The sequence below is a fragment of the Streptomyces sp. CC224B genome (genome assembly GCF_030010595.1).
GTDB classification, from domain to species: Bacteria; Actinomycetota; Actinomycetes; order Streptomycetales; family Streptomycetaceae; genus Streptomyces; species Streptomyces longispororuber.
Window position 1 is genome coordinate 24,675 of the sequence record NZ_JASCXL010000067.1, and the last position, 22,792, is coordinate 47,466.

Annotated in this window: 13 protein-coding genes, 3 tRNA genes and 1 pseudogene; 6 read left to right on the top strand and 11 right to left on the bottom strand. The window is 71.4% G+C overall.

Translation table 11 applies throughout. The features are described from left to right. The first annotated feature begins 46 nt into the window (after nucleotides 1–46). The 3 genes and pseudogenes from QK440_RS25320 (at nucleotide 47) to QK440_RS25330 (ending at nucleotide 5,113) form a co-directional block, all read left to right on the top strand. A complete protein-coding gene (locus tag QK440_RS25320) occupies nucleotides 47–1,309 on the top strand; it encodes an FAD-dependent oxidoreductase (protein WP_282795508.1) in 1,263 nt (420 codons plus the stop codon). A 311-nt stretch (nucleotides 1,310–1,620) separates the two neighbouring features. Further along, on the top strand, nucleotides 1,621–3,519 hold the full coding sequence (dnaG, locus tag QK440_RS25325; protein WP_282795509.1) for a DNA primase: 1,899 nt from the start codon (nucleotides 1,621–1,623) through the stop codon (nucleotides 3,517–3,519). Nucleotides 3,520–3,750: 231 nt separating this feature from the next. After that, nucleotides 3,751–5,113, top strand: a pseudogene (locus QK440_RS25330) (RNA polymerase sigma factor). A 111-nt stretch (nucleotides 5,114–5,224) separates the two neighbouring features. Here QK440_RS25330 and QK440_RS25335 read toward each other — a convergent pair. The 4 genes from QK440_RS25335 to QK440_RS25350 all read right to left on the bottom strand — a co-directional run bounded on the left by QK440_RS25335 (nucleotide 5,225) and on the right by QK440_RS25350 (nucleotide 11,395). After that, entirely contained in the window at nucleotides 5,225–7,123 is a 1,899-nt protein-coding gene (locus QK440_RS25335) for an ABC transporter ATP-binding protein (protein ID WP_282795524.1), read from the bottom strand. Between the two features lie 23 nt (nucleotides 7,124–7,146). Beyond that, nucleotides 7,147–8,880 (bottom strand): ABC transporter ATP-binding protein, encoded by a 1,734-nt coding sequence (locus tag QK440_RS25340; protein WP_282795510.1) that lies wholly within the window; start codon nucleotides 8,878–8,880, stop codon nucleotides 7,147–7,149. Nucleotides 8,881–9,356: 476 nt separating this feature from the next. Beyond that, complete coding sequence (locus tag QK440_RS25345; RefSeq protein WP_282795511.1) at nucleotides 9,357–10,784, bottom strand: FGGY family carbohydrate kinase; 1,428 nt, start codon at nucleotides 10,782–10,784, stop codon at nucleotides 9,357–9,359. A 308-nt stretch (nucleotides 10,785–11,092) separates the two neighbouring features. Then, nucleotides 11,093–11,395 carry a YtxH domain-containing protein gene (locus tag QK440_RS25350; protein ID WP_282795512.1) on the bottom strand — a complete coding sequence of 101 codons (303 nt, stop codon included), beginning with the start codon at nucleotides 11,393–11,395 and terminating at the stop codon, nucleotides 11,093–11,095. A 168-nt stretch (nucleotides 11,396–11,563) separates the two neighbouring features. Here QK440_RS25350 and QK440_RS25355 point away from each other — a divergent pair. From QK440_RS25355 to QK440_RS25365, 3 genes are all read left to right on the top strand, one after another. Then, nucleotides 11,564–11,636 (top strand) — tRNA-Asn (locus QK440_RS25355). A 5-nt stretch (nucleotides 11,637–11,641) separates the two neighbouring features. Beyond that, nucleotides 11,642–11,714, top strand: a tRNA-Asn gene (locus QK440_RS25360). 242 nt (nucleotides 11,715–11,956) lie between these two features. After that, a tRNA-Ile gene (locus tag QK440_RS25365) sits at nucleotides 11,957–12,033 on the top strand. Between the two features lie 700 nt (nucleotides 12,034–12,733). Here QK440_RS25365 and cas2e read toward each other — a convergent pair. From cas2e to casA, 7 genes are all read right to left on the bottom strand, one after another. After that, on the bottom strand, nucleotides 12,734–13,096 hold the full coding sequence (gene cas2e / locus QK440_RS25370; protein ID WP_282795513.1) for a type I-E CRISPR-associated endoribonuclease Cas2e: 363 nt from the start codon (nucleotides 13,094–13,096) through the stop codon (nucleotides 12,734–12,736). After that, nucleotides 13,093–14,082, bottom strand: a complete 990-nt coding sequence (cas1e, locus tag QK440_RS25375; RefSeq protein WP_282795514.1) for a type I-E CRISPR-associated endonuclease Cas1e — start codon at nucleotides 14,080–14,082, stop codon at nucleotides 13,093–13,095. Before cas1e ends, cas2e begins: the two co-directional genes overlap by 4 nt. Next, nucleotides 14,079–14,828, bottom strand: a complete 750-nt coding sequence (gene cas6e / locus QK440_RS25380) for a type I-E CRISPR-associated protein Cas6/Cse3/CasE (RefSeq protein ID WP_282795515.1) — start codon at nucleotides 14,826–14,828, stop codon at nucleotides 14,079–14,081. Before cas6e ends, cas1e begins: the two co-directional genes overlap by 4 nt. Next, nucleotides 14,828–15,583 carry a type I-E CRISPR-associated protein Cas5/CasD gene (gene cas5e / locus QK440_RS25385; RefSeq protein WP_282795516.1) on the bottom strand — a complete coding sequence of 252 codons (756 nt, stop codon included), beginning with the start codon at nucleotides 15,581–15,583 and terminating at the stop codon, nucleotides 14,828–14,830. Before cas5e ends, cas6e begins: the two co-directional genes overlap by 1 nt. Next, the gene (gene cas7e, locus QK440_RS25390) at nucleotides 15,580–16,773 is read right to left on the bottom strand and encodes a type I-E CRISPR-associated protein Cas7/Cse4/CasC (RefSeq protein ID WP_282795517.1); all 1,194 of its coding nucleotides are present in this window, start codon (nucleotides 16,771–16,773) and stop codon (nucleotides 15,580–15,582) included. Before cas7e ends, cas5e begins: the two co-directional genes overlap by 4 nt. 88 nt (nucleotides 16,774–16,861) lie before the next feature. Then, nucleotides 16,862–17,683 carry a type I-E CRISPR-associated protein Cse2/CasB gene (gene casB, locus QK440_RS25395; protein WP_282795518.1) on the bottom strand — a complete coding sequence of 274 codons (822 nt, stop codon included), beginning with the start codon at nucleotides 17,681–17,683 and terminating at the stop codon, nucleotides 16,862–16,864. Next, nucleotides 17,680–22,437 (bottom strand): type I-E CRISPR-associated protein Cse1/CasA, encoded by a 4,758-nt coding sequence (casA, locus tag QK440_RS25400; RefSeq protein ID WP_282795519.1) that lies wholly within the window; start codon nucleotides 22,435–22,437, stop codon nucleotides 17,680–17,682. Before casA ends, casB begins: the two co-directional genes overlap by 4 nt. Nucleotides 22,438–22,792 lie beyond the last annotated feature (355 nt).

Consider the following 22,792-nt stretch of genomic DNA (forward strand, 5'->3'; position numbering starts at 1 on the left):
GTGCGGGACTCTCCCAGTGGGCACACAGGTTTCGAGGAGGCATCAAGTGGTCGACGCGGATCAGACGTTCGTCATCGTCGGAGGAGGTCTGGCGGGTGCGAAGGCAGCCGAGACGCTGCGCGCCGAGGGCTTCACCGGCCGGGTGATCCTCATCGGGGACGAGCGCGACCACCCGTACGAACGCCCGCCGCTGTCCAAGGGCTACCTCCTGGGCAAGGAGGACCGCGACAGCGTCTACGTCCACGAGCCCTCGTGGTACGCGCAGGCGGACGTCGAGCTGCACCTGGGCCAGACCGTCGTCGCCATAGACCGCGCCGCGCACACCGTCCGGCTCGGCGACGGCACGGTCGTCCGCTACGACAAGCTGCTCCTCGCCACCGGCGCCGAACCCCGCCGCCTGGACGTGCCCGGCACCGGCCTCGCGGGCGTGCACCACCTGCGCCGCCTGGCCCACGCCGACCGGCTGCGCCACGTCCTGGCCGCGCTCGGCCGCGACAACGGCCACCTGGTGATCGCGGGCGCCGGCTGGATCGGGCTCGAAGTCGCCGCGGCGGCGCGGGAGTACGGCGCGGAGGTCACCGTCGTCGAGCCCGAGCCGACGCCGCTGCACGCCGTGCTCGGCCCCGAGGTCGGCCAGATGTTCACCGAGCTGCACGCCGAGCACGGCGTCCGCTTCCACTTCGGGGCCCGCCTGACCGAGATCACCGGCCAGGACGGCATGGTCCTCGCCGCCCGCACGGACGACGGCGAGGAGCACCCGGCGCACGACGTCCTCGCCGCGATCGGCGCCGCCCCGCGCACGGCGCTCGCCGAGTCCGCGGGCCTCGCGCTCGTCGACCGCGCCGAGGGCGGCGGCGTCGCCGTGGACGCCTCCCTGCGCACCTCCGACCCGGACGTCTTCGCCGCGGGCGACGTCGCCGCCGTCCGGCACCCGCTGTTCGGCACCCGGCTGCGCGTGGAGCACTGGGCCAACGCCCTGAACGGCGGCCCGGCCGCCGCCCGCGCCATGCTCGGCCAGGACGTCACCTACGACCGCGTGCCGTACTTCTTCTCCGACCAGTACGACGTCGGCCTGGAGTACTCGGGCTGGGCGCCCCCGGGCACGTACGACCAGGTGGTGGTGCGGGGGGACGCGGGCAAGCGGGAGTTCATCGCGTTCTGGCTGCGGGAGGGGCAGGTGCTCGCCGGGATGAACGTGAATGTGTGGGACGTCACAGAGGCCATCCAGACCCTCATCCGCACCGAGGCCCGCCCCGACCCCGAGGCCCTCTCCGACCCGACCCACCCCCTGGAGTCCCTCCTCGGCTGACCCCCGGCCGTCCCTCGCGGGAGCGCCCCACTGCATCCATTAGCGCGCTCCGCGCGCGGGCACCCCTTTCCCGTAACCAGGGGGCTCCGCCCCCTGGACCCCCGAAATCGCGCTGGCGCCCTCGTCCTCAAACGCCGGACGGGCTGAAAACGTCGCCGCGCGGGCAGTTCCAGCCCGTCCGGCGTTTGAGGACGAGGCCGAAGGCCGATCAAGCGGGGTGCCAGGGGCGGCAGCCCCTGGTTTCGGGAAGGGGCGGGTCTGGGGCGCCCCGCGAGGGACGAGGTGTCGGCGCCGGGCCATAGAATCTGTGCGTGGCTGGGCGGATCAATGACGAGGATGTGAAGGCGGTTCGGGACGCGGTCCCGATCGACGCCGTGGTGTCCGAGTACCTCCAGCTCCGCAACGCGGGCGGCGGCAACCTCAAGGGCCTGTGCCCCTTCCACGACGAGAAGTCCCCGTCGTTCCAGGTCAGCCCCGCCAAGGGCCTCTTCCACTGCTTCGGCTGCCAGGAGGGCGGCGACACCATCACGTTCGTGATGAAGGTCGACCACCTCACCTTCTCCGAGGCGGTGGAGCGCCTCGCGGGCAAGGCGGGCATCACCCTGCGCTACGAGGAGGGCGGGTACAACCCCTCCCACCAGCGCGGCGAACGCATCCGCCTGATCGAGGCGCACAAGGCCGCCGCCGAGTTCTACGCGGCCCAGCTCGAGTCCCCCGAGGCGGAGATCGGCCGCGCCTTCCTCGCCGAGCGCGGCTTCGACCAGGCCGCCGCCGCGCACTTCGGCGTCGGCTACAGCCCCGCGGGCTGGGACCACCTCACCCGCTTCCTGCGCGGCAAGGGCTTCAGCGACAAGGAGCTGGTCCTCTCCGGCCTCTCCCAGGACGGCCGCCGCGGCCCCATCGACCGCTTCCGGGGCCGCCTGATGTGGCCGATCCGCGACATCGGCGGCGAGGTCGTCGGCTTCGGCGCCCGCAGGCTCCGCGACGACGACAACGGCCCGAAGTACCTGAACACCCCCGAGACCCCGATCTATAAGAAGTCCCAGGTCCTGTACGGCATCGACCTGGCCAAGAAGGAGATCGCCAAGTCCAGCAGGGCCGTCGTCGTCGAGGGCTACACCGACGTCATGGCCTGCCACCTCGCCGGGGTGCCCACGGCCATCGCCACCTGCGGCACCGCCTTCGGCGGCGAGCACATCAAGATCCTCCGCCGGCTCCTGATGGACAACGGCTCCGCCCGCATCATCTTCACCTTCGACGGCGACGCGGCCGGCCAGAAGGCGGCGCTGCGCGCCTTCGAGGACGACCAGAAGTTCGCCGCCGAGACGTACATCGCCATCGCGCCGGACGGCATGGACCCCTGCGACCTGCGCCTGGCCAAGGGCGACGCGGCGGTCGCCGACCTGGTGGAGCCCCGCACGCCCCTGTTCGAGTTCGCGCTGCGCCAGATCGTCGCCCGCTACGACCTGGAGACCCCCGCGGGCCGCGCCGCCGCCCTCGACGAGGCCGGGCCCGTGGTCGCCCGGATCAAGAACAGCGGCGCCCAGCACGAGGTCGCCGTGCAGCTCGCGGGCATGCTCGGCATCCTCGACACGCAGTTCGTCGTCAAGCGCGTCGCCCAGCTCGCCCGCTGGGCCCGCGACCGCGGCGGCAAGGGCCCGGCCCCGCAGCGCGGCCCCCAGCCGGTGCCCGCGCGCGCCCCCGCCGGCCCCTCCGGCCCGGCGCTCAACCTGCGCAACCCCGTCTACGCCACCGAGCGCGAGCTGCTCAAGCTGGCCCTCCAGCGGCCGGACCTGGTCTCCCCGGCCTTCGACGCGTACGGGGTCGACGAGTTCACGGCCGCGCCCTACGCCGCCGTACGGCAGGCGATCATGGACGCGGGCGGCGCCGAGTACGGCACCCAGGACCCGCAGGAGTACCTGGTCCGCGTCCGCGAGGCCGCCCCCGACGACACGGTCCGCGCCATGGTCACGGAGCTGGCCGTGGAGGCGATCATGCGGCGCACGGTCGACGAGGCGTACGCGGGCGACCAGCTCGTCACCGTCCGGCTGCGCGCGGTGGACCGCCGCATCCGCGACGTCCAGGGCACCTTCACCCGCCTCAGCGGCGGCCACGGCGACCCCGGGCAACTGGCCGCGGTGCAGAACGAGTTGTGGGTCCTGCAGCAGTACGGCCGGGCCCTCCGCGAACGCGGCGCCGCCGCCCTCTGACCCGGCGCGTCGACGCTCCGCCCCGGCCGGGAGTTCCAGCCCCGTCCGGCGTTCGAGGGCGAGGCGCGGAGCGGCCGAACGAGCGGGGTCCAGGGGCGGCAGCCGCCGGTTCCGGCGAACGGGCGGGCCTGGGGCGCCCCGCGCGGGGTAACCGACCGGTTACGGACCGGACTCAAAAAGTCACCGCACGCCCCTCGTGGCGGCCGTGTGTCGTACTCCACACTGGGACCGGTGCCTGAGTCCTCGGAGCGCGGCCGGACCGCAGCCAGCGGATGCGAGTCCGACACCACCGCGGTCCCACATCGCGTTCGGGACGGACAGCGGCGAGGCCGTCGACGCCGGTCCCGTCGTACCGCTGCCACACGCCTCAGCAGCGATCATCCTGGAGGTCGCCCCCGTGCAGACCCGGACCCTCACCCAGACCCGGCACCCGGCGCCGCCGCCGGACGAGCGCGTCACCGAGCCGCCGTCCCCGGCGGCCACCGGCGCGCCCGCGGCGCCCGAGACCCTGGACGCGGAGCCGGCGGAGCACCCGGAGCCCGCCGCGGTCCCCGGCCCCACCGACACCACGGACCCCGCTGATCCCGCCGACCCTGCCGACACCGCCCGCACCGCCGACACCGCCGGGACCCTCGTCGAGACGATCGAGTCGCCGGGCCCCCGCGGCCGCGCCGAGACCGGCGGCCCGTCCTCCGACCTGTTCCGCCAGTACCTCCGCGAGATCGGCCGCATCCCGCTGCTCACCGCCGCCGAGGAGGTCGAGCTCGCGCGCGCCGTCGAGGCCGGGCTCTTCGCCGAGGAGAAGCTGGCCGGCACCCCCGACCTGGACTCCCAGCTCGCCCTCGACCTGGACCGTCTCGTCGTCATGGGGCGCATGGCCAAGCGCCGCCTCATCGAGGCGAACCTCCGCCTGGTGGTCTCCGTCGCCAAGCGGTACGTGGGGCGCGGCCTGACCATGCTCGACCTCGTCCAGGAGGGGAACCTGGGCCTCATCCGGGCCGTCGAGAAGTTCGACTACGCCCGCGGCTACAAGTTCTCCACGTACGCGACCTGGTGGATCCGCCAGGCCATGTCCCGCGCCCTCGCCGACCAGGCCCGCACGATCCGCGTACCGGTGCACGTCGTGGAGCTGATCAACCGCGTCGTACGCGTCCAGCGCCGCATGCTCCAGGAGCGCGGCTACGAACCCACGCCCGAGGAGGTCGCCGCGCACCTGGACCTGCCGCACGAGCGCGTCAGCGAGGTGCTGCGCCTGGCGCAGGAGCCCGTGTCGCTGCACGCGCCCGTGGGGGAGGAGGACGACGTCGCGCTCGGCGACCTCATCGAGGACGGCGACGCCGCGAGCCCCGTGGAGTCGGCGGCGTTCCTGCTGCTGCGCGAGCACCTGGAGGCGGTGCTCTCCACGCTCGGCGAGCGCGAGCGCAAGGTCGTCCAGCTCCGCTACGGCCTCGCGGACGGCAGGCCCCGCACCCTGGAGGAGATCGGCCGGATCTTCGGCGTGACCCGCGAACGCATCCGCCAGATAGAGTCCAAGACCCTCAACAAGCTCCGCGACCACGCCTTCGCGGACCAGCTCAGGGGTTACTTGGACTAGCCAGGGGCCAGGCGGGCCGGGCGGTGGGCAAGCACCCCGAAGGGGCGCGGGGAACCGCGCGACCGGCCACGCACATCCGGCACACGCGGAACACCACCCCCCCGGCGGCGCTCAGTCCACCTCCACCACGGCCTCCGCGAACTGCGCCTTGTACAGCCGGGCGTAGGCACCGCCCGCGGCAAGCAGCACCTCGTGCGTCCCCTGCTCCACGATCGCCCCGTCCTCCATCACCAGGATGGTGTCCGCGTCCCGGATCGTGGAGAGCCGGTGCGCGATCACGAACGACGTCCGCCCGTGCGCGAGCCGCGCCATCGCCTTCTGGATCAGCACCTCGGTCCGGGTGTCCACCGAGCTGGTCGCCTCGTCCAGGACCAGGATCACCGGGTCGGACAGGAACGCCCGCGCGATGGTGACGAGCTGCTTCTCGCCCGCGCTCACCCCCGTGCCCTCGTCGTCGATGACGGTGTCGTACCCGTCGGGCAGGGTGCGGATGAACCGGTCCGCGTGCGCGGCCCGCGCCGCCTCCTCGACCTGCTCCCGCGTGACCTCCTTGGCGGCCCCGTACGCGATGTTCTCCGCGATCGTGCCGCCGAACAGCCAGGTGTCCTGGAGCACCATGCCGACGGCGCCGCGCAGTTCGTCCCGGGTCATCGCCGCGACGTCGACCCCGTCGAGCGTGATGCGCCCGCCGGTGACCTCGTAGAACCGCATCAGCAGGTTCACCAGCGTGGTCTTGCCCGCGCCGGTCGGCCCGACGATGGCGACGGTGTGGCCCGGCTCCACGACCAGCGACAGGTCCTCGATCAGCGGCTTGTCCGGCTCGTAGCGGAAGGAGACGTGCTCCATGGCCACGCGCCCGCGCAGCGCGGCGGGGCGCTCGCCGGGGACGGGGTCGGGCCCCTGCTCCTCGGCGTCGAGCAGCTCGAAGACGCGCTCGGCGGAGGCGACGCCGGACTGCACCAGGTTCGCCATCGAGGCGACCTGCGTCAGCGGCATCGAGAACTGCCGCGAGTACTGGATGAAGGCCTGCACGTCACCGATGGACAGCGCCCCGGAGGCGACCCTGAGGCCGCCGACCACGGCCACCAGGACGTAGTTCAGGTTCGACATGAAGAACATCAGCGGCTGCATCACGCCGCTGTTGAACTGCGCCTTGTACGACGCCTCGTAGAGCGCGTCGTTGTGCGCGGCGAACGCCTTCGCGGACTCCTCCTGGCGGCCGAAGACCTTCACCAGGGCGTGCCCGGTGTACATCTCCTCGACGTGCGCGTTCAGCGCGCCCGTGGACTTCCACTGCTGCACGAACTGCGGCTGCGACCGCTTGCCGACCTTCGTCGCCACCACGAACGACAGCGGCACGGTCACCAGCGCCACCAGCGCGAGCAGCGGCGAGATCCAGAACATCATCACCAGCACGCCGACGATCGTCAGCAGCGAGTTGATGAGCTGCCCCATCGTCTGCTGGAGCGTCTGGTTGATGTTGTCGAGGTCGTTCGTGGCCCGGCTGAGCACCTCGCCGCGCTGCCGCTTGTCGAAGTACGACAGCGGCAGCCGGGACAGCTTCGCCTGGACGTCGCCGCGCAGCCGGTACACGGTGCGGTTGATGGCGTGGTTGGACAGCCGCGTGGCCACGGCCATCAGCAGGCCCGCCACCACGAACACGGCCGTGGCCAGCAGCAGCACCTCGCCGACCGCGCCGAAGTCGATGCCGTGGCCGGGGGTGAAGTCGAGCCCGGAGAGCATGTCGGCCGAGCCGCCCTCGCCGCCGTCCCGCAGCCGCTGAAGCGCCTCGCCCTTGGTCTCGCCGTCGGGCATGGTGCGTCCGACGATGCCCGCGAACACCAGGTCGGTGGCGTGGCCCAGGATCTTCGGCCCGAGCACGGACAGGGCGACGCTGCCCACGACCGCCGCGAGCATCCCGTACATCGTGGCGCGCTCCGGCCGGAACTGCGCGAGCAGCCGCTTGCCGGAGCCCTTGAAGTCCATGGACCGGGAGTCGGGCCCCATCATCGGCCCGCCGATACCAGGGGGCATTACGCGGCCTCCGCTTCCGTGAGCTGGGAGAGGACGATCTCCCGGTACGTCTCGTTGTCCGCCATCAGCTCGTGGTGGCGGCCGGTGCCGACCACGCGGCCCTCGTCGAGCACGACGATCCGGTCGGCGTCGCGGATCGTCGACACGCGCTGCGCGACGATCACGACGGTCGCCTCGCGGGTCTCCTCGGTGAGCGCGGCGCGCAGCGCGGCGTCGGTGGCGTAGTCCAGGGCGGAGAACGAGTCGTCGAAGAGGTAGATCTCCGGCCGCTGCACCAGGGTGCGGGCGATGGAGAGGCGCTGCCGCTGCCCGCCGGACACGTTGGTGCCGCCCTGCGCGACGGGCGCGTCGAGCCCCAGCTCCAGGTTCTCCACGAACTCCTTGGCCTGCGCCACCTCCAGGGCGTGCCACAGCTCCTCGTCCGTGGCGTCCGGGTTGCCGTACCGCAGGTTGCTCGCCACGGTGCCCGCGAACAGGTACGGCTTCTGCGGTACGAGCCCCACGGTCCGGGCCAGCAGCGCCGGGTCGAGGGTGTCCACCGCGACGCCGTCGACCCGCACCTCGCCCTCGGTGGCGTCCATCAGACGCGGTACGAGGCTCAGCAGCGTCGTCTTGCCGCTGCCGGTGGAGCCGATCACGGCGGTGACCTCGCCCGGACGCGCGACCAGGTCCACGCCCTTGAGCACCGGCTCCTCGGCGCCCGGGTAGCGGAACCCGGCGCCGCGCAGCTCCAGGTGGCCGTGGCCGCGCAGCTCCGTGACCGGCGCGGCCGGCGGCACGACGCTCGACTCGGTGTCCAGGACCTCCTGGATGCGCTCGGCGCACACCTCCGCGCGCGGGATCATCATGAACATGAACGTGGCCATCATCACGGCCATGACGATCTGCATCAGATACGCGAGGAACGCGGTGAGGGCGCCGATCTCCATGGCGCCGTCGTCGATCCGGTGCGCGCCGAACCAGACGACGGCGATCGACGACAGGTTCACCACGGTCATGACGATCGGGAACATCAGGGCGAGCATCTTGCCGGTGCCGACCGAGACCTCGGTCAGCTCGGCGTTGGCGCCCCGGAAGCGCTCCTTCTCGTACGCGTCGCGCACGAAGGCACGGATGACGCGGTTGCCGGTGATCTGCTCGCGCAGCACCCGGTTCACCGTGTCGAGCCGCTCCTGCATGGTGCGGAACAGCGGCCGCAGCCGGCGCACGATCAGGCTGACGCTGACGCCCAGCACCGGGACGACGGCGAGCAGCACGCCCGACAGCGGCACGTCCTGGCCGAGCGCCATGACGATGCCGCCGACGCACATGATCGGCGCCGACACCATCAGTGTGAACGCCATCAGGACCAGCGTCTGCACCTGCTGCACGTCGTTGGTGGTCCGCGTGATCAGGGTCGGCGCCCCGAACTGGCCCACCTCGCGCGCGGAGAACGACTGCACGCGGTCGAAGACGGCGGCGCGCACGTCGCGGCCGAGCGCGGCAGCGGTCCGCGCGCCGTACAGCACGGCCCCGATGTTGCACACCATCTGGACGACGGTGACGCCCAGCATGAGGGCGCCGAACGTCAGGATGTAGCCCGTGTCCCCCTTCACGACGCCCTCGTCGATGATGTCGGCGTTCAGGGTGGGCAGGTAGAGGGACGCACAGGTCTGGAGGAACTGCAGGAGCACCAGCAGCACGATGGGTCTTCTGTACGGGCCCAGATGGGTCCGCAGGAGTCGTATGAGCACGCTCGTCTCTCGGCAAGGGTCGGGGAGTTGGGCGGCAGGCGGAAGCCGCCCACCATCCTGCGCCACCGACCCCTGCCCCGTGCAAGCGATTAACCCATGACCGGGTCAAAAATTATTCCGGACCAAGATCTGGTCCCACTGAACCGACTGAAGGTACTCCTCCCCTCACGCACCGTGGCGGAAGGTCCTGGTCCGGCGCACGGGAGCCGCGGGGGAGGGCATGGGGGTGCCGCGGGGGCGCGGGCGGCACCGCTCGGGGCACGAACGCTGCCGGACGCCCCCGCCGGGTGGGGCGCCGCTCGGGGCGCTGTCCTCCCGGGCGCCTCGGGGGGTGTGGCACGGCTCGGCGCGCGGCGCTCCCGTACGCACCTGTGGGGTGGGGCGCGGCTCGGGGCGCGGCGCTCCCGGATGTGCTGCGGGGTGTGGCACGGCTCAGGGCGCCGCGCTCCCGGATGCGCTGCCGGGCGGGGCGCCGCTCAGGGCGCGAACGCTCCCGGATGCGCCTGCTCGCGCACCGTCACGTACTGCTGGCGCACCGCCTGCCCCACCGGCAGCTCCTCGCCGGGCTCGAAGACCTGGGCGACCGGCCCCTGCCACTGCGGGAGCTGCCCGGTCAGGGCCCAGGTGGCCTGCCGGGCCGCGCCGATCGCCGCGTAGTCCGCGGGCTGGACGACCACGACCTGGGTGCCGAAGAGCATCGGCGCCACCGCCCGCACCGCCGGCAGGTCCGCGGCCGGCCCGAGCAGGAAGACCCGCCGCACCTCGACGCCCCGCCCGCGCAGCACGTCGAGGGCGTCGCCGAGCCCGCAGAGCATGCCCTCGAAGGCGGCCCGCGCCAGGTGCTCCGGCTTCATCGACTCGCGCCGGAGCCCGGTCAGCGTGCCCGCGGCGTGCGGCAGGCTGGGCGTTTTCTCGCCCTCCAGATAGGGCAGCAGGACGAGCCCGTGGGCGCCGGGGGTGGACTTCAGCGCCAGGTCGGAGAGGGTTTCCAGGTCCGGTACGCCGAGCATCTCGGCGGTGCCGCGCAGCGCCCGTACCGCGTTCGCGGTGTGCACGACGGGCAGGTGCATGCCCGTCGCGTCGGCGAGCGAGGTGATGGTGCCGGACGGGTCGACGAGGGCCTCGTGGTGGACGGCCGTGACGGAGCCGGAGGCGCCGAGGGACACCACCACGTCCCCCTGCATCACGCCGAGCCCGAACGCCGCGGCCATCGTCGCGCCCGTACCCGCCGAGATCACCAGCCCCTCGGGCGTCGTCCCGGCGGACTCGGCGGGCCCGAGGACCTCCGGGAGCATCGCCTGGTGCCCGAGGGCCAGCTCCACCAGGTCGGGCCGGTACGCGCCGGTCGCCGCCGACCAGTAGCCGGTGCCGGAGGCGCCGCCGCGGTCGGTGGTGCGCCGGGTGGGCCGTCCGAGGAGCTGCCACACCAGCCAGTCGTGGGCCTGCATGAGCAGGGTGGTGCGCAGGGCGGCCTCCGGCTCGTGCTTGGCGAGCCAGCGCAGCTTCGCCACCGGCTGGGCGGCCTGCGGGACGCAGCCCACGGCCTGCGCCCACGCCTGCCGGCCGCCGAGCGCGTCGACGAGGTCGGCGGCGGCGACCTGGGCGCGGGGGTTGTTGCCGACGAGCGCGGGCCGCACGGTGGTGCCCTGCGTGTCGAGCGGCACGAGCGCGTGCTCCTGCGCGCACACGCCGATGGCCTGCACGCCTTCGAGGAGCCCGCCGCCGGCGGCCTCGCCGAGGGAGAGCAGCCAGGCCTGCGGATCGACGTCGGCGGGCCGCCCGCCGTCGGGGCCCTCCAGCGGATGCGGGGCGTACCCCTGCCTGAGTACGGCCCCCGTGTCGGTGTCACAGACCACGATGCGTGTGAAATCGGGCGAACTGTCCAACCCCGCGACTATCCCCATGCCTGGATTCTGCCGCATCCGGGGCGGTGCCTCGCACGTGCGTCCGGGGGGGAGGTCCTGCGGGCCGGGCGGGGGTGCGGGCCGGGCGCGGCCTCCGGGAGCGGGCAGGGGGCCGCCGCGCAGGCAGGGGTCCGCCGCGCAGGCACGGTCTGCCCCGCAGGCAGGGGTCCGCCGCGCAGGCAGGGGTCCGCCGCGCAGGCACGGGTCCGCCTTGCAGGCACAGGTCTGCCCGGCGGGCACGGGTCCGCCCCGGGCGCAGGCTCGCGCCCGGGGCGGTGTGCGCCACGGCGGCCGGGGGCCGCGCGCGGCTAGGTGTTGCTGGTTCCCCAGTCGTCCGCGGTGTCTCCCTGCCCGCGCTCGCGCAGCGACCGTACGCGCTCGGCCACGGACTCGGGCACGCGGTCGCCCACCTTCTCCGAGACCGTGTGGAGCGCCTTCCCGGCCACGTCACGGCCCTGCTGGGTGGCGGACTCGACGGTGTTGCGCACGGCGGGGTTCTGGGAGACCTCGCGGAAGGACTTCTTCATCTGCTCGTAGCGCTCGCGCCCGGCGCGCGTACCGAGCACGTACCCCAGAGCGAGTCCTGCCACGAATGTCAGCCGGTAGCGCATGACGGCCACCCTTCCCTTGCCTCGACTGTCCCGACGTCGGTCCCGGGGGATACCGATTGGCGGAGCACCCCCCTGCTTGCGCTAATGTATGTGTCGCAGCGAGCGCACGCCGCCCGGGAATCCCCAGGTAGGTGACATTGTTGCAGTGGCTCTGTCACCAAGAGTCATTCCCCTGTAGCTCAATTGGCAGAGCAGCCGGCTGTTAACCGGCAGGTTACTGGTTCGAGTCCAGTCGGGGGAGCTCGGTCTCCTGTAGCTCAATTGGCAGAGCAGCCGGCTGTTAACCGGCAGGTTACTGGTTCGAGTCCAGTCGGGAGAGCTGTACGACGAGGACCCCTGAGGCACCGCCACGGCGCCCGGGGGTCCTCGCGCGTGCCGGAGCCGCCCCCTCGGCTCCTCGCTCAACCCTCCCTGGCCCGAACTCGTTTCGCCCCTGGTGGAACCATGCGGGCCGCGGCGGGGTCCTCATGGTCGTGCGATGCCGACCAGCCGGAGCAGGAGATCGTATGAGCGGCTATGCTGCGGCAGACGGCGCGCACAAATGTGCGCGACGCGCCGTTAGGGGCGGTAGCTCAGCCGGTTAGAGCAGCGGACTCATAATCCGTCGGCCGTGGGTTCGAGTCCCACCCGCCCCACCAAGCGGCACAGGTGCAGAAACGTTATGACCTGCCCCGCGCCGCACCCGGCCCCTCGCACGCCGAGGGGCTTTCCCCTGCGCAAACACCATGACCGCCCAACCCCCACGCCGAACCTCGGGCGGGGGAACGTCACCCCGTCATACGACATGGGGTGCCGGGCCGAGGTGGCCGAGGGTGAGACGGTGAGGCTCGTCACGGTGGGGGCTGGGGCTCGGCGGGAGACCTTTGAAGCCCGCTGAGCGAGAGGGCCCAGGCCTTCCTTTCACCGCCACCGCCGCCCTGGCAACGCCTCCCGCCCGGCCAGCCCACCATCACGCCGGAGCCGCCCCGCGGCCTTCTCTGCAGGGTTGCCGCTGGTGCCTGGCCCGAGGCCTGGGCTGAGTGCATCGGGCCGCATGCGGGGGACCATGGTCCGCGCGTGAGGGGCGGCGACCTGGCCTCCGGGGACCCCCCGCAGGCGCGGGGACCACTCGGTGCCGGGCAGCAGGGTGAGCTGGAAGCAGGGACCACCCCCGCACGCGCGGGGACCACCCTTGGCCGAGCCGTTGCCAGGGTCGCTGATCGGGACCACCCCCGCACGCGCGGGGACCACAGGCCGTGACCTCGTGTTTTACGTCGCCAGACCCCTGTTTTTACTGACTTTCGCAGAGTCCGGCATATCGCCGCAAGGGTAATTAAGGGTAATAACGACCACCGGACCTCACCGATTGCCGAAGCGTCGTCGTTTCGCCGCCTTGCTCCAGCCCTGCCGTGGCGGCTCGGCAGAAGTGTTGCCGGGCGTGGCCGGGCGGGGTGAGGGGCGGTGCAGGAGGGTGAGGCCTTTGCGGTTGGTGGGGTGCCAGGCGTGTTCGTGGGCGGCGAAGGTGAAGCCTTGCTCGTTGTCGGTCTGGTACGCCAGGAGTGCGCGGCCTTTGCCGCGGTACTGGCGGACTTCCTCCCACAGGGTGTCTCGGACGCGGGCGGAGGGTGCGCCGAGGAACACGCCAGGAGAGATTTCCAGAAGCCAGCGGGTGAGGAAGCCGCGCAACCCGGCGGGGCAGTTGGTCAAGACAATGACGGTCACCAGATCGGCTCCTCCCATGCGCCGGAGGTGGTGGTCCGGTGGCCGTAGTTGCGGCCGCCCTCGACGTGGCGGTCGCCATCGGACTGCAAGCTCACCTGGTCCGTGGCCTCGTTCGACCCCGCCTCGTGCGGACCTGGGCGGCCGTAGGGATCGAGGAGGTGCTTGATGTCGCGTACACAGCGGTCGAGCAGGCCCGATGCGTTGACGCGGTCTCGTAGCGCCCGGCGCGTACGGGTGGCTACGTCGTGAGGGCCCTCGGCTGCGGCGTCGAAGGCCGCCGGGATGCCGACCTCGGTCTTGTAGAGGTCGGCGATGTCGAGGACGAAGGAGCGCTCGTGCCCGGAGTGGATGAAGCCGAGGCCGGGGGAGCAGCCGAGGGCGGCCACGACCGCGTGGGCTATGCCGTACATGCACTGGGCAGCGGCGGTAACGGCTTGGTTCGGGGGATCACCGGCGCTGAAGTCGCCGTGGTGGTACTCGCGTCGGCGCCAGGGCACGCCCGTGCGGGCCGACTCGCGGCGGTAGCACTCCTTGACCCGGCGCCCCTCCATGTTCAGCAGGTCCTGACGTGTCCGGGTCGAGGTGTCGTCCTCCGGGAAGCGCAGGCGGTACATGGCCCGTGCCACCTCGAGGCGTGCACGGCGGTTGGCCCAGGCGGTCGCCTGCGCCTCGACGAGCCGGGACGAGCGGGTCAGCGCGCGGCCGCCGGCGTAGAAGCGCACACCTTGCTCACCGACCCAGGCGACTCCGGCTCCGCACTCGCCGAGTACGGACATGGCCTGGTGGGTCACGCGCGTGCCCGGGCCGAGGAGCAGGGTGCCGATGGTGGCGGAGGGAATGTGCGTCACCCCGTCCGCGTCGCTCGCGGTGATCGCGTTGTCCTCGCGGTGGATGGTGCACCGCTCCAGGTAGACGAAGGAGACGCGGTCGCCGACCCGCGTCAGCTCGCGCGGCGAGGAAGCACCGCGGCCGCTGACGGTGCTCACGACGCCCGTACCGGGGCGAGCGTCATCAAGCCACAGCCATACGCCTTCGCCTTGCCGAGCCCGTGGGTGAGGGTGCGGCGGAAGGCCTCCAGGTCGGTGATGCGCAGCCGTCCGTCGTAGGTGACGCGGGTGAACTGCACCGGCCGGGCTCGGTCGGCACCGCTGCTCCCTCCGACCGGACTCTGCGAGCCCCCTTTGCGGAACTGCATGGGAAAGCGGTCGTGTACGACCACCTCATGTTCGTGCCCGCCTTCGGTCAGCCGGCGTTCGGGAGGCGTCCGCAGTACTTCGAACCCGGCCTGTTCCTGCCGCTGGAGCAACCAGTTGATCTGGTGCGCCGGAGTGACGTGCGCGGTGCGCTTCGTACGGGACCGGGGGGCGTCCTCCGGTTTGCGGATGTTGTGGACCGGGTTCGCGGTGAGGCGGAAGCTCCAGACGTCTCCCACGTCGAGGGCGTTCAGGAACTCCCCGTACGCGAACGTGCTCCACCCCGGCTCTTCCAGATGGGGCCACCCCGCCTGCTCGACGAGGTGCGTCAGGTCCGGCCGGGAGGGGCTGACGATGAACAGATCGGCCCGCCCGCCTGCCGCGGGGTCGATGCGCCACAGGACGCGTGGGCCCTGGCCGTCTCGTGGCGGGACGTCGGGGAAGGACATGTTCACGGCGCCGTGGAGCAGGTGGGGTGACCCGAGGAGCCGACGGGTCTGCGGCCGACCGGTGTTGAAGCGGAAACGGGTCAGGTACATCAGGAAGTCCTTGGAGAGGGCGGTGGGGTCGGTCCGGTGGCATCGACACGGCGGAGGCCGGTGGTCGGATCGTGCGCGGGGGGAGTGTCGACGCGGCTGGTGAGCACGCCACGCAGGGCGTACTGCCGGTGACGCGGGTCGTAGCTCACCGGGGTGTCCCGCAGTGACAGATGCGGGGTCTCGTCCGGCGGGCAGTCCACGAGCAGGTCCAGCGAGTCGGGGGCGGCCGCGATGTCCCCCTGCTCTGCCGCCCGTTCCGTCTGCCGCACGTACCACGGGGACGCCTGCCAGAGAGCACCGCGCAGGGCCTCTTCCAAGGTGACGTTCTCCTGCGGGGGGCCCATGTCGAGCGGGCGGGACGGCGGGCAGGAGCGGCGACCGAGGTAGGGCAGGAACTGCGGAGCCAGCACGGACTCGTACAGGCGATGAAGCAGGCCCGAGTCCCCCTCGACCCCGGCGACAAAGACGGCATCGCTGAGGTAGAACCTCTCGGACAAGGGCATGGCCTTCTCCGAGTCCGCATGGTGTGCGGTATGGAAGTCCCGCAGCCGGGAACCGGGTTGATCGATTCGTACGCCGTACCGCAGCGCTGCCAGGTCGGAGAGGTCCGCATGGCGCGGGCGCCCCTCGGCAGCGGCGAGCAGACCGAGTACGCCGCTCTTGGTGGGCGCGTTCTCGGTGCTGCGGCGGGCGAACCGGGCCGACGCGCCCCAGGACTGCAGCGGGCCGGCGAGCCGCAGCAACAGCACTGTCATGCCCTGGACCCCACCCGCCGCGCGACAGCCGCCGTCACGTCCCGCATCAGGACGTCGAGCGTGACACCTGCGCCGAGCGGAGCCAGCGCCTGTGTCTCCTCGCCCACGCGGAACACCCAGGAGTTCTCGTCCGAGGTGATGCCGTACTGGCGCTCCAGCTCCGGCACATACTGCGCGAGTCGCTCGCAGCTCTCGCGCAGGTAGCCGCCGCCGGGGCCCTGCGGTACCGGCCTTTCGAAGGCGCTGACGAAACTGACCGGGCGGCGGTCGCGCAGCTTGACGATGACGGCGGCGGGCAGTGTGTGGTTGCCGAATGTGTTGATCTTCCCGGTGGGCAGGGAGGTGATGAACGCCTCCAGAAACGCACCGACGGCCTTTTCCACAGGGGCACTCGGCGACTCGCCCTCTCGCAACCCGTCCCCCAGATTGCGCTGCAACTCGTCCACGTCCACAGCGGCGTAGCGGTACAGCGTCGCGGAGTTGAAGTCGACGGTCCCGATCATCCCGGCGCCCGACTCGTCGTCCAGGCTGAGGTCGTCCACCGCCGTGTAGTAGTCGGACTCGATCTCTGACTTATGTACGCCGATGGCGTGCGCCACCTGGACCGCCGCCTCCACGTTGAGATCCGCCGAGTCCGCGACCATCCGCCCGAACAGCGCGATGTCCACCGAGTGCCGTGAGTCCACGGCTCGCTTGGCATCTGCCTTGTTCTTCTTGAGGTGGTCCGTGAGTGCCTTCGCATCCCCGTCGGGACCGCTGGCCGTCACCGCGAGCTCGGCGAGGGCGTCCAATTGCGTGTTGCTCAGGAACATCAGGTATGCGGACTCAGGCGCGGCAGTGGGGTCCTCACCGTTTTTCGGCTTGCGCCTGGGCGCATCGATCTTCGAGCCCGTCGCTGTCTCGAGAACTGCGGTGGCCAGTTGTACCGCCGTCTCAGCCAGCGCAGGCTCCTTATGGGCGATGCGCCTGGCCAGTGCTTCAGCCACCTTCTTCGTCCTGACGCCTAGTGCGGAGGCGGGTAGGAGGTCTTCGAACGCCTGACGCGTAGCGCGCTTCCACGCCTGGCTGGAGACGCGGGCCCGTCGTACTCCGCCATAGATGGCCGTCTTGGGCGTTCCGGTGTCGTCGCGGTTGAGGTTGCTCGGCGGGACAGTCTGCAAGATGTGGATGTCGAGGATGGTCCGAGTCACGGAAGTTCCGTTCTCCTTGGGCAGGTGGTTTGTCGCCCGTACGTAGGCGGGTGGTTGTGGAGAAGGGTGCGGGCGCCGCGCCCGGGGGCTAATCGCCCGTGTCCGCACTCCTCGTGTCCAGGTCGTCGGGCGGGGAGCCGGACGGTGTCTCCCCATCGCGCTCGTTCGACGCGGAGGACGCGTATGCGCGGTGGAAACCCCGCCCCCACTCCCGCCTTACGTCGGCCTGGAACGCCAGCTGCTGCCAGCGGTCGAGCTGATCGGCAAGGCTGCCGTAGTCCAGGGGGATGCGGGCGGCACGCAGCAGCAGCACCATTTCGCGGAGCCGGACGCCCAGCGTCTCGAAGTCGGCCGAGCTTCCGATGCGTACGAAGCGCTTGCGGACGCCAGGGTTGAGGTCAGTGTCCGGTACTGCCTTAGGGGACGCGGTCCCTTCCGAAGCGTCGGCCTGACCGGAATCCCCGTCGGTGGCCCGGTCTTGCGGGCCTGTCCTGCCCTCGGCCAGACGTCGCACGGCACGGCCCAGCGTCCAACGATCGACGTGCATCGCTTCCTCACGGATCGACTGCTGGTGCAATGCCCAGAGGGTGACAGCCAGGTGGACCGCGCGATCCTCGCGTTCCTCCTGCTGCTCATGCCGAAGCACGTCCCGGTACGACAACGCCTCCGACATGTCGCCCTCTTGATGTTGAGTCGCGCGAGCACGGAGCCTCGTCAGTGCCTCCAAGTCGTCGAGACCCCAGGCCGTGGGAGTGCTGTGTGGATCGCGGCCGGCCTCGCGACGCAGTCTGGCCACGGAGGCGACAGCGGAGGCGACGTTGCTGCGGTATCCCGCCTGAAGCCGCCCGATGATCTCCGTCGTCGCCTGGGCGACGAGAGAACGCGTCGTACCGGTGCTGGCCGAGGTCATGATGACGCCTCCGTGCGCATATCAGTGGTGACCCGAGAAGCCGGGGAACGCGAGTCCTTCGCGGCGGGCGGCCCGAGAATCTTGTCGAGCCGGGCACGGAACCAGCTCTCCGCACGGCTTGTGTCCAGCAGCCGTGGACCGCGCCCTGGGATGTCCACCAGGCGCCCTTCGTCGGCGGCGGGTCCGGCGGAGTTGAGAAGTTGCCTGCCGAGCCGCACGACATGCCTGCGCACCGTGGTCCGCCACTCCTGGCGAGCCACGAGCAGGTCCGGGAAGGCGTACAAGTCCTTCAACCACGCGCGGTACGGGCCGTCGAGCGCGCCGAAACCGAGGTCGCGCGCCGTCGCGGTGGGGGAGGCGGGGTCGGTGCCCGCGGCACGGGCGAGGTTCGTGGCGAGCTGTCCGAGCGCGATCACGGACTGCTCGGCGTCGCTGACGGCATCCACGGCCGCCGCACCGTACACCGGGTCCTCCTCGTGCAGAGTGATGACCGGCAGGACGACGGAGTCGTCGACGATCTCGTCGATGACCGACTGCTGAGTTCCGTAGACCGCACCGACGAGGCGCAGCCGCACCAGCTTGCCGGGGGCGACCTCCCCGTTGGTGATGACTTGGGTGACCCAGCGGGTGACGCCGGAGCGCCGGGTGCTCGGAGCCTCACCGCGCCGTGCGATGTCCGTCGCCTGCTGTCGCGCGGGAAGCAGGGAGGCGAGCCCGCGCCAGGCCGCCTTGCTGGGATCGTGCCGCTGAGGCATGTACACCAGCGGGCGCTTCTGCTTCTTCTCCTGCGTCGGACTGCGCCGCCAACTGGTCATCGGCTCCAGCGTCCACGGAGACGACCACCTGAGCGGGTCGCCGTAGCCGAGCACGACTCCGGTCACCACACCGTCCTGCGCGTGCAACCGAACCCTGCGGGACTGCCAGGTGTACAGGTCGCGCAGACCGTGGGGACCGGCCGCCGTATCGGTCCGCTCCGCGGCTCCTGCTGGTGGGCGCCGCCACACGGGCTTGTCGTCCTCCGCCTCTTCCGCGCGGTCGTACGCCTCCTCAACAGCGATGAGGTTGAGCAGCAAGGTTTCCCGCAGTGTGTCCCCTTCGGCGAAGACTCCGCCGAGGTCCCCCAGAGATCCCACACCGAGCGGATAGACCTTTCCGGCCTTCCCCCGCGGGTCGTCGCGCATGGCCGACTTGATCCCGGACGTGTCGTAGGCGTGGGCGTGGACGAGCCAGCGCGCCGCCTCCGCGTACGACAGGTGATCGACTCCGGGATGCCGCATGGCGAAGAAGGGGTCGCCCACCGGAACGTCCGCGACGATACGGCTGAGGGGAGCCAGCTCGTCCTTGATGGTGCGCAGGTGCGCGACCTGGAAGAACGGATGCTCAGGGTGGAAGAGGTCGAAGCGGCCCCGGTGCTGCTCCAAGTATCCCGGGACTGCGGAGAGCGCATCCTGTGAGTTCCAGAGCTCCTCCCAGTCCTCCAACTCGGCAGGCCCGTCGAGCGCGTCGTAGAGGATGGCGAGCAACAGCCGCAGGAGTGCCAACTCCTGGGTGGGCACGTCCCCGACCAGCCGCCGGAGGTGATGTGCCTCCTCGAAGAGGCGGAGCAAGGAGACCTCTTCCACCGTCCCGTCGCTACGCTGGACCGGGAGCCAGGGCGCGGACACCAGGTCGAAGGACGGCGGCTCGGCAGTCTTGGCGGCCACGGCCGCCTCCGTGCGCTGACCGTGGTCAACGCTGGGACGTCGTGTCTGGGCGGGGCCATCCGGCGCTGTGTCGGTAAGTCCGCCAAGGGCTCTGTCACTTGGGCTTCCTTTCTCCTCTGGTCTCCTTGCTTCGTCTCCTGACTCGCCGTGCTGGTTCGTGGACGCGCCGGGAGCCGTCACCCGCAGGCCGTCGGTGCGGCTGTAGGTGAGACGGAAGCCTGACAGACGGGTCTGACAATCGTGGTCCAGGACGAGGATCAGCTCACCCGCCAGCCAGGGGCACTCCTTGACCTGCCAGGCGGGGATCAGAAAGCGCTCCAGCTCGGCGATGCTCCGGTCGATCATCCACGGCGTGCTGAAGCGTCCGGGAAGCGTGAGGGCGCTCGCTGCCACGGCTTCGGCGGCGCGACGTGACGGCGGGAAGTCCACGGGCAGCTCCAACCCTCCGCGCTCGCCTTTGGCGCCGCCGTCCAGCCAGGGGACGGTGGTGAGCCGGCCGTTGGCCTGACGCTGGACGACGAGCACCTCCAGCGTGTCGTCGGAGTCCCGCACCTGAGCGCGCCCCTTGGCGTTGTCGTCCGCGTCTCCGGCATGGGTGTCCAGCCATCCGAACACCGGCCGTCCCGGCCGCCGCACCGGGCCGAGCAGGAAGCCCGCGGCACGCTCTCGCTTCTCGGCGAGCAACGCGTCGTGCGCGATGCGGGCTTCTTCGAGCCGGGCGGCCCACGCGTCCGAGGTGACGGGCTCCTCGGAGTAGACAGCTTGTACGAGTGGACTGATGTCGTCTGGGAGCGCCAAGGTCTCCCCGGCCAGGAACGGCCCGAGGACCGCCAGGGTGCGCAGCAGGGTGTACTCGCTCCGGTACACGGCCAGCGTCCCGGACGCGGGCTTCGGTGGATCTTCCTCCCAGGCCACTCCCGTGATGAGACAGCGTGGCCGCGCCAGGCGCGCCGGCCTCACCCTCGCGTGTCGGTGCAGACGCCCCATGCGCTGGAGCACCAGGTCCACGGGCGCCAAGTCCGTGACCAGCAGGTCGAAGTCCACATCGAGCGACTGCTCCAGGACCTGGCTGGCCACCACTACATGCCGTCGCGGCCGCTCCGCACCGTCCGGCCCGAACAGCCGGAGCATCGCCGCGTCCTTGGCCGCCCTGTCGGCGGCCAGGAACCGCGAGTGCGCCACCGTGACCGTGTCGTCCCCGAGCCGGGCCCGCAGGACATCCGCGGCTTCCAGTACGCGCTCGACCGTGTTGCGGAGAACCAAGGCGCAGCCGCCCTCGGACAGCTCACGTTCCAGGCGGTCGGCCAGGAGGGGGAGATCGTCGTCCAGGCGCTCGATCACGACGTTGGTACGGCGTCCGGAGGCGGCGGGAGGCGTCGCGGTGAGCGTCGGATGTCCCGGTGCGGCCGCGGTGAGCAGCGGGTAGGCGGCGCTGAGAGACCGGTTCTCGTCGTCCTTGCCACCGGAGTATGCGGCTACGAGAGCGTTCCTACGTGTCGCAGGAAGCGTCGCCGAAAGCAGTACGACGGGGACGCGGTACGCCGCCAGCCACTCCAGTACGCGGTCCAAGTACCGGCCCATGTACGCGTCGTACGCGTGCACTTCGTCGATGACGACAACCTTGCCCGCGACTGCGAGGTGGCGCAGTGCGAGGTGGCGACTTCTCAGCCCGGCGAACAGAACCTGGTCGATGGTCGCCACCGCGAAGGAGGCGAGCAACTGCTTCTTCCGCCCCCGTAACCACTGGTGCGCGTGCAGCCCGGAAGGCCGAAGACGTCCGGGCGCCACGGTCTCCTCGCCGTCGAGGTCGACGGCGACGACGGCTCGCCGCCCGTCGGCGAGCAGCCCGGCCCACTCGTCGTTGAGCGCCGCCTTGGCGTGCGCGAGGACAACGGAACGGGCTTCGCCCTCCTCTCCCCGTCCAGGAAGGTGGTCGAGCCACGCCATCAACCGGGAGAACATGGCGTCACTGGTGGCCCGTGTCGGCAGGGCGACGAGCACGCCGCCGGCGCCCGCGCGTGCGGCCAGGACCTCCGCCGCGGCGAGGGCCGCCTCCGTCTTTCCCTCACCCATGGGTGCCTCGATCACCAGCAGCCCCGGTGCGGGCATCTCCCGGACGAGCCGTACGGCCTCCGTCTGCACGGGGCGTATGTCGGCACCCGTCAGAGGGGGAAACCGCTGGGCGAACAGCTCGGCGGGCTCGCCCGGAGGCTCCCCCGGCACCCACGGCTCGGGCAGCGCCAGTCCTTCCCAGGCGGCTCGCAACCTTCGGCGCTCACCGGCAGGGCCCTCCGGCCGCCAGGTGTCCGGGTCGTACGGGAAGAGTTCCGGTGCGCTGGCGATCCAGTCGGCGAGGATGACCACCGCGGTCAGCGCCACCTGTGCGGGCTGCGGAAGGCGTACGTTGCGCCAGGCGGGCAACCGGGCGGCCACGCCGGCCAGTTCGGCACAACCGTCCATGAGCTCGTACTGCACCCGGCGCCATGTTTCCTCACTCGGCCCTGGATGCCGCAACAGATGCGGTCGTAGCTGGAGGTCATGGATCTGCTGATGGTCGGGAGGCACCCCGTGATGACCACCGGCCACCACCGCGAACTGTCCGCTCGCCCGGTTGCCCAGGCCGAAGCGCTCCGCCAACCACTCCTGGAGCAACAGTTGCCCGGCAAGGCCGTGCGGCGCGAGGCGCCTGTCCTGCCCGTACTCCTGGCGGAGCGGCATATCGAGCCCGGCGTCCCGCATGCGCCCGGCCAGGGGCTCCACCTGGCAGGCGAAGGCGGGCGTCGCCTTGCCGACATCGTGGGCAGCCCCCAGGAACCGGACGAGCCGAAGTGCGTCGTCCGCCCCGCCCGGCAGTGCCGTGGACACCAACTCCACGACGCCTTTCGGCACCCAGTACTGCCATAACTGCCCGGCCGCGGCGGCGCTGTCCGCCAGGTGCCGCCACAGGGGCAGTGAGCTGTCCGACGAGCGCTCGTGCTTCGCCCACGCCGTACGAGCGGCTGGGGACAGCTCGGCGAACGGTGCTTGGGCTTCACGGGGTTCGGGGGTCATGGGTGCATGAAACATGCCTGTCCCATCCTGCGTACGGGGCAACGTGAAATCTCGCCGAACGCCTATGGCGACGTGTTACGGACGTGAGGGGATGCTGCGGCGGGAGGGTGCTGTGACGGCGGGGACTCCCGGGCGCCGCCGCAGCGGCACCCGAGACCCACGCGATCTGCGATCAGGTGCGGCGCGGGATGAACACGGCCGGGCGGATCAGCACCACGACCAAAACAACTGACCCCCACACCCAAGGGGCGTAGGGGGAAGGCGTCGACGGGCACGCCGCGATCAACGTCATGAGCAGGACGTGCAGAGCGGGGTGCCCAGGTAAGGGCGGTCCGTGCTTAGGCGCGGACATGCT

Excerpts from the sequence above, each read along its gene's own strand:
- cas5e (WP_282795516.1), bottom strand. The coding sequence starts at position 15,583 with ATGACAGTGCTGTTGCTGCGGCTCGCCGGCCCGCTGCAGTCCTGGGGC.
- QK440_RS25350 (WP_282795512.1), bottom strand. The coding sequence starts at position 11,395 with ATGCGCTACCGGCTGACATTCGTGGCAGGACTCGCTCTGGGGTACGTG.
- cas6e (WP_282795515.1), bottom strand. The coding sequence starts at position 14,828 with ATGTACCTGACCCGTTTCCGCTTCAACACCGGTCGGCCGCAGACCCGT.
- casA (WP_282795519.1), bottom strand. The coding sequence starts at position 22,437 with ATGACCCCCGAACCCCGTGAAGCCCAAGCACCGTTCGCCGAGCTGTCC.
- QK440_RS25335 (WP_282795524.1), bottom strand. The coding sequence starts at position 7,123 with ATGATGGGGCCCGACTCCCGGTCCATGGACTTCAAGGGCTCCGGCAAG.
- casB (WP_282795518.1), bottom strand. The coding sequence starts at position 17,683 with ATGACCTCGGCCAGCACCGGTACGACGCGTTCTCTCGTCGCCCAGGCG.
- QK440_RS25345 (WP_282795511.1), bottom strand. The coding sequence starts at position 10,784 with ATGGGGATAGTCGCGGGGTTGGACAGTTCGCCCGATTTCACACGCATC.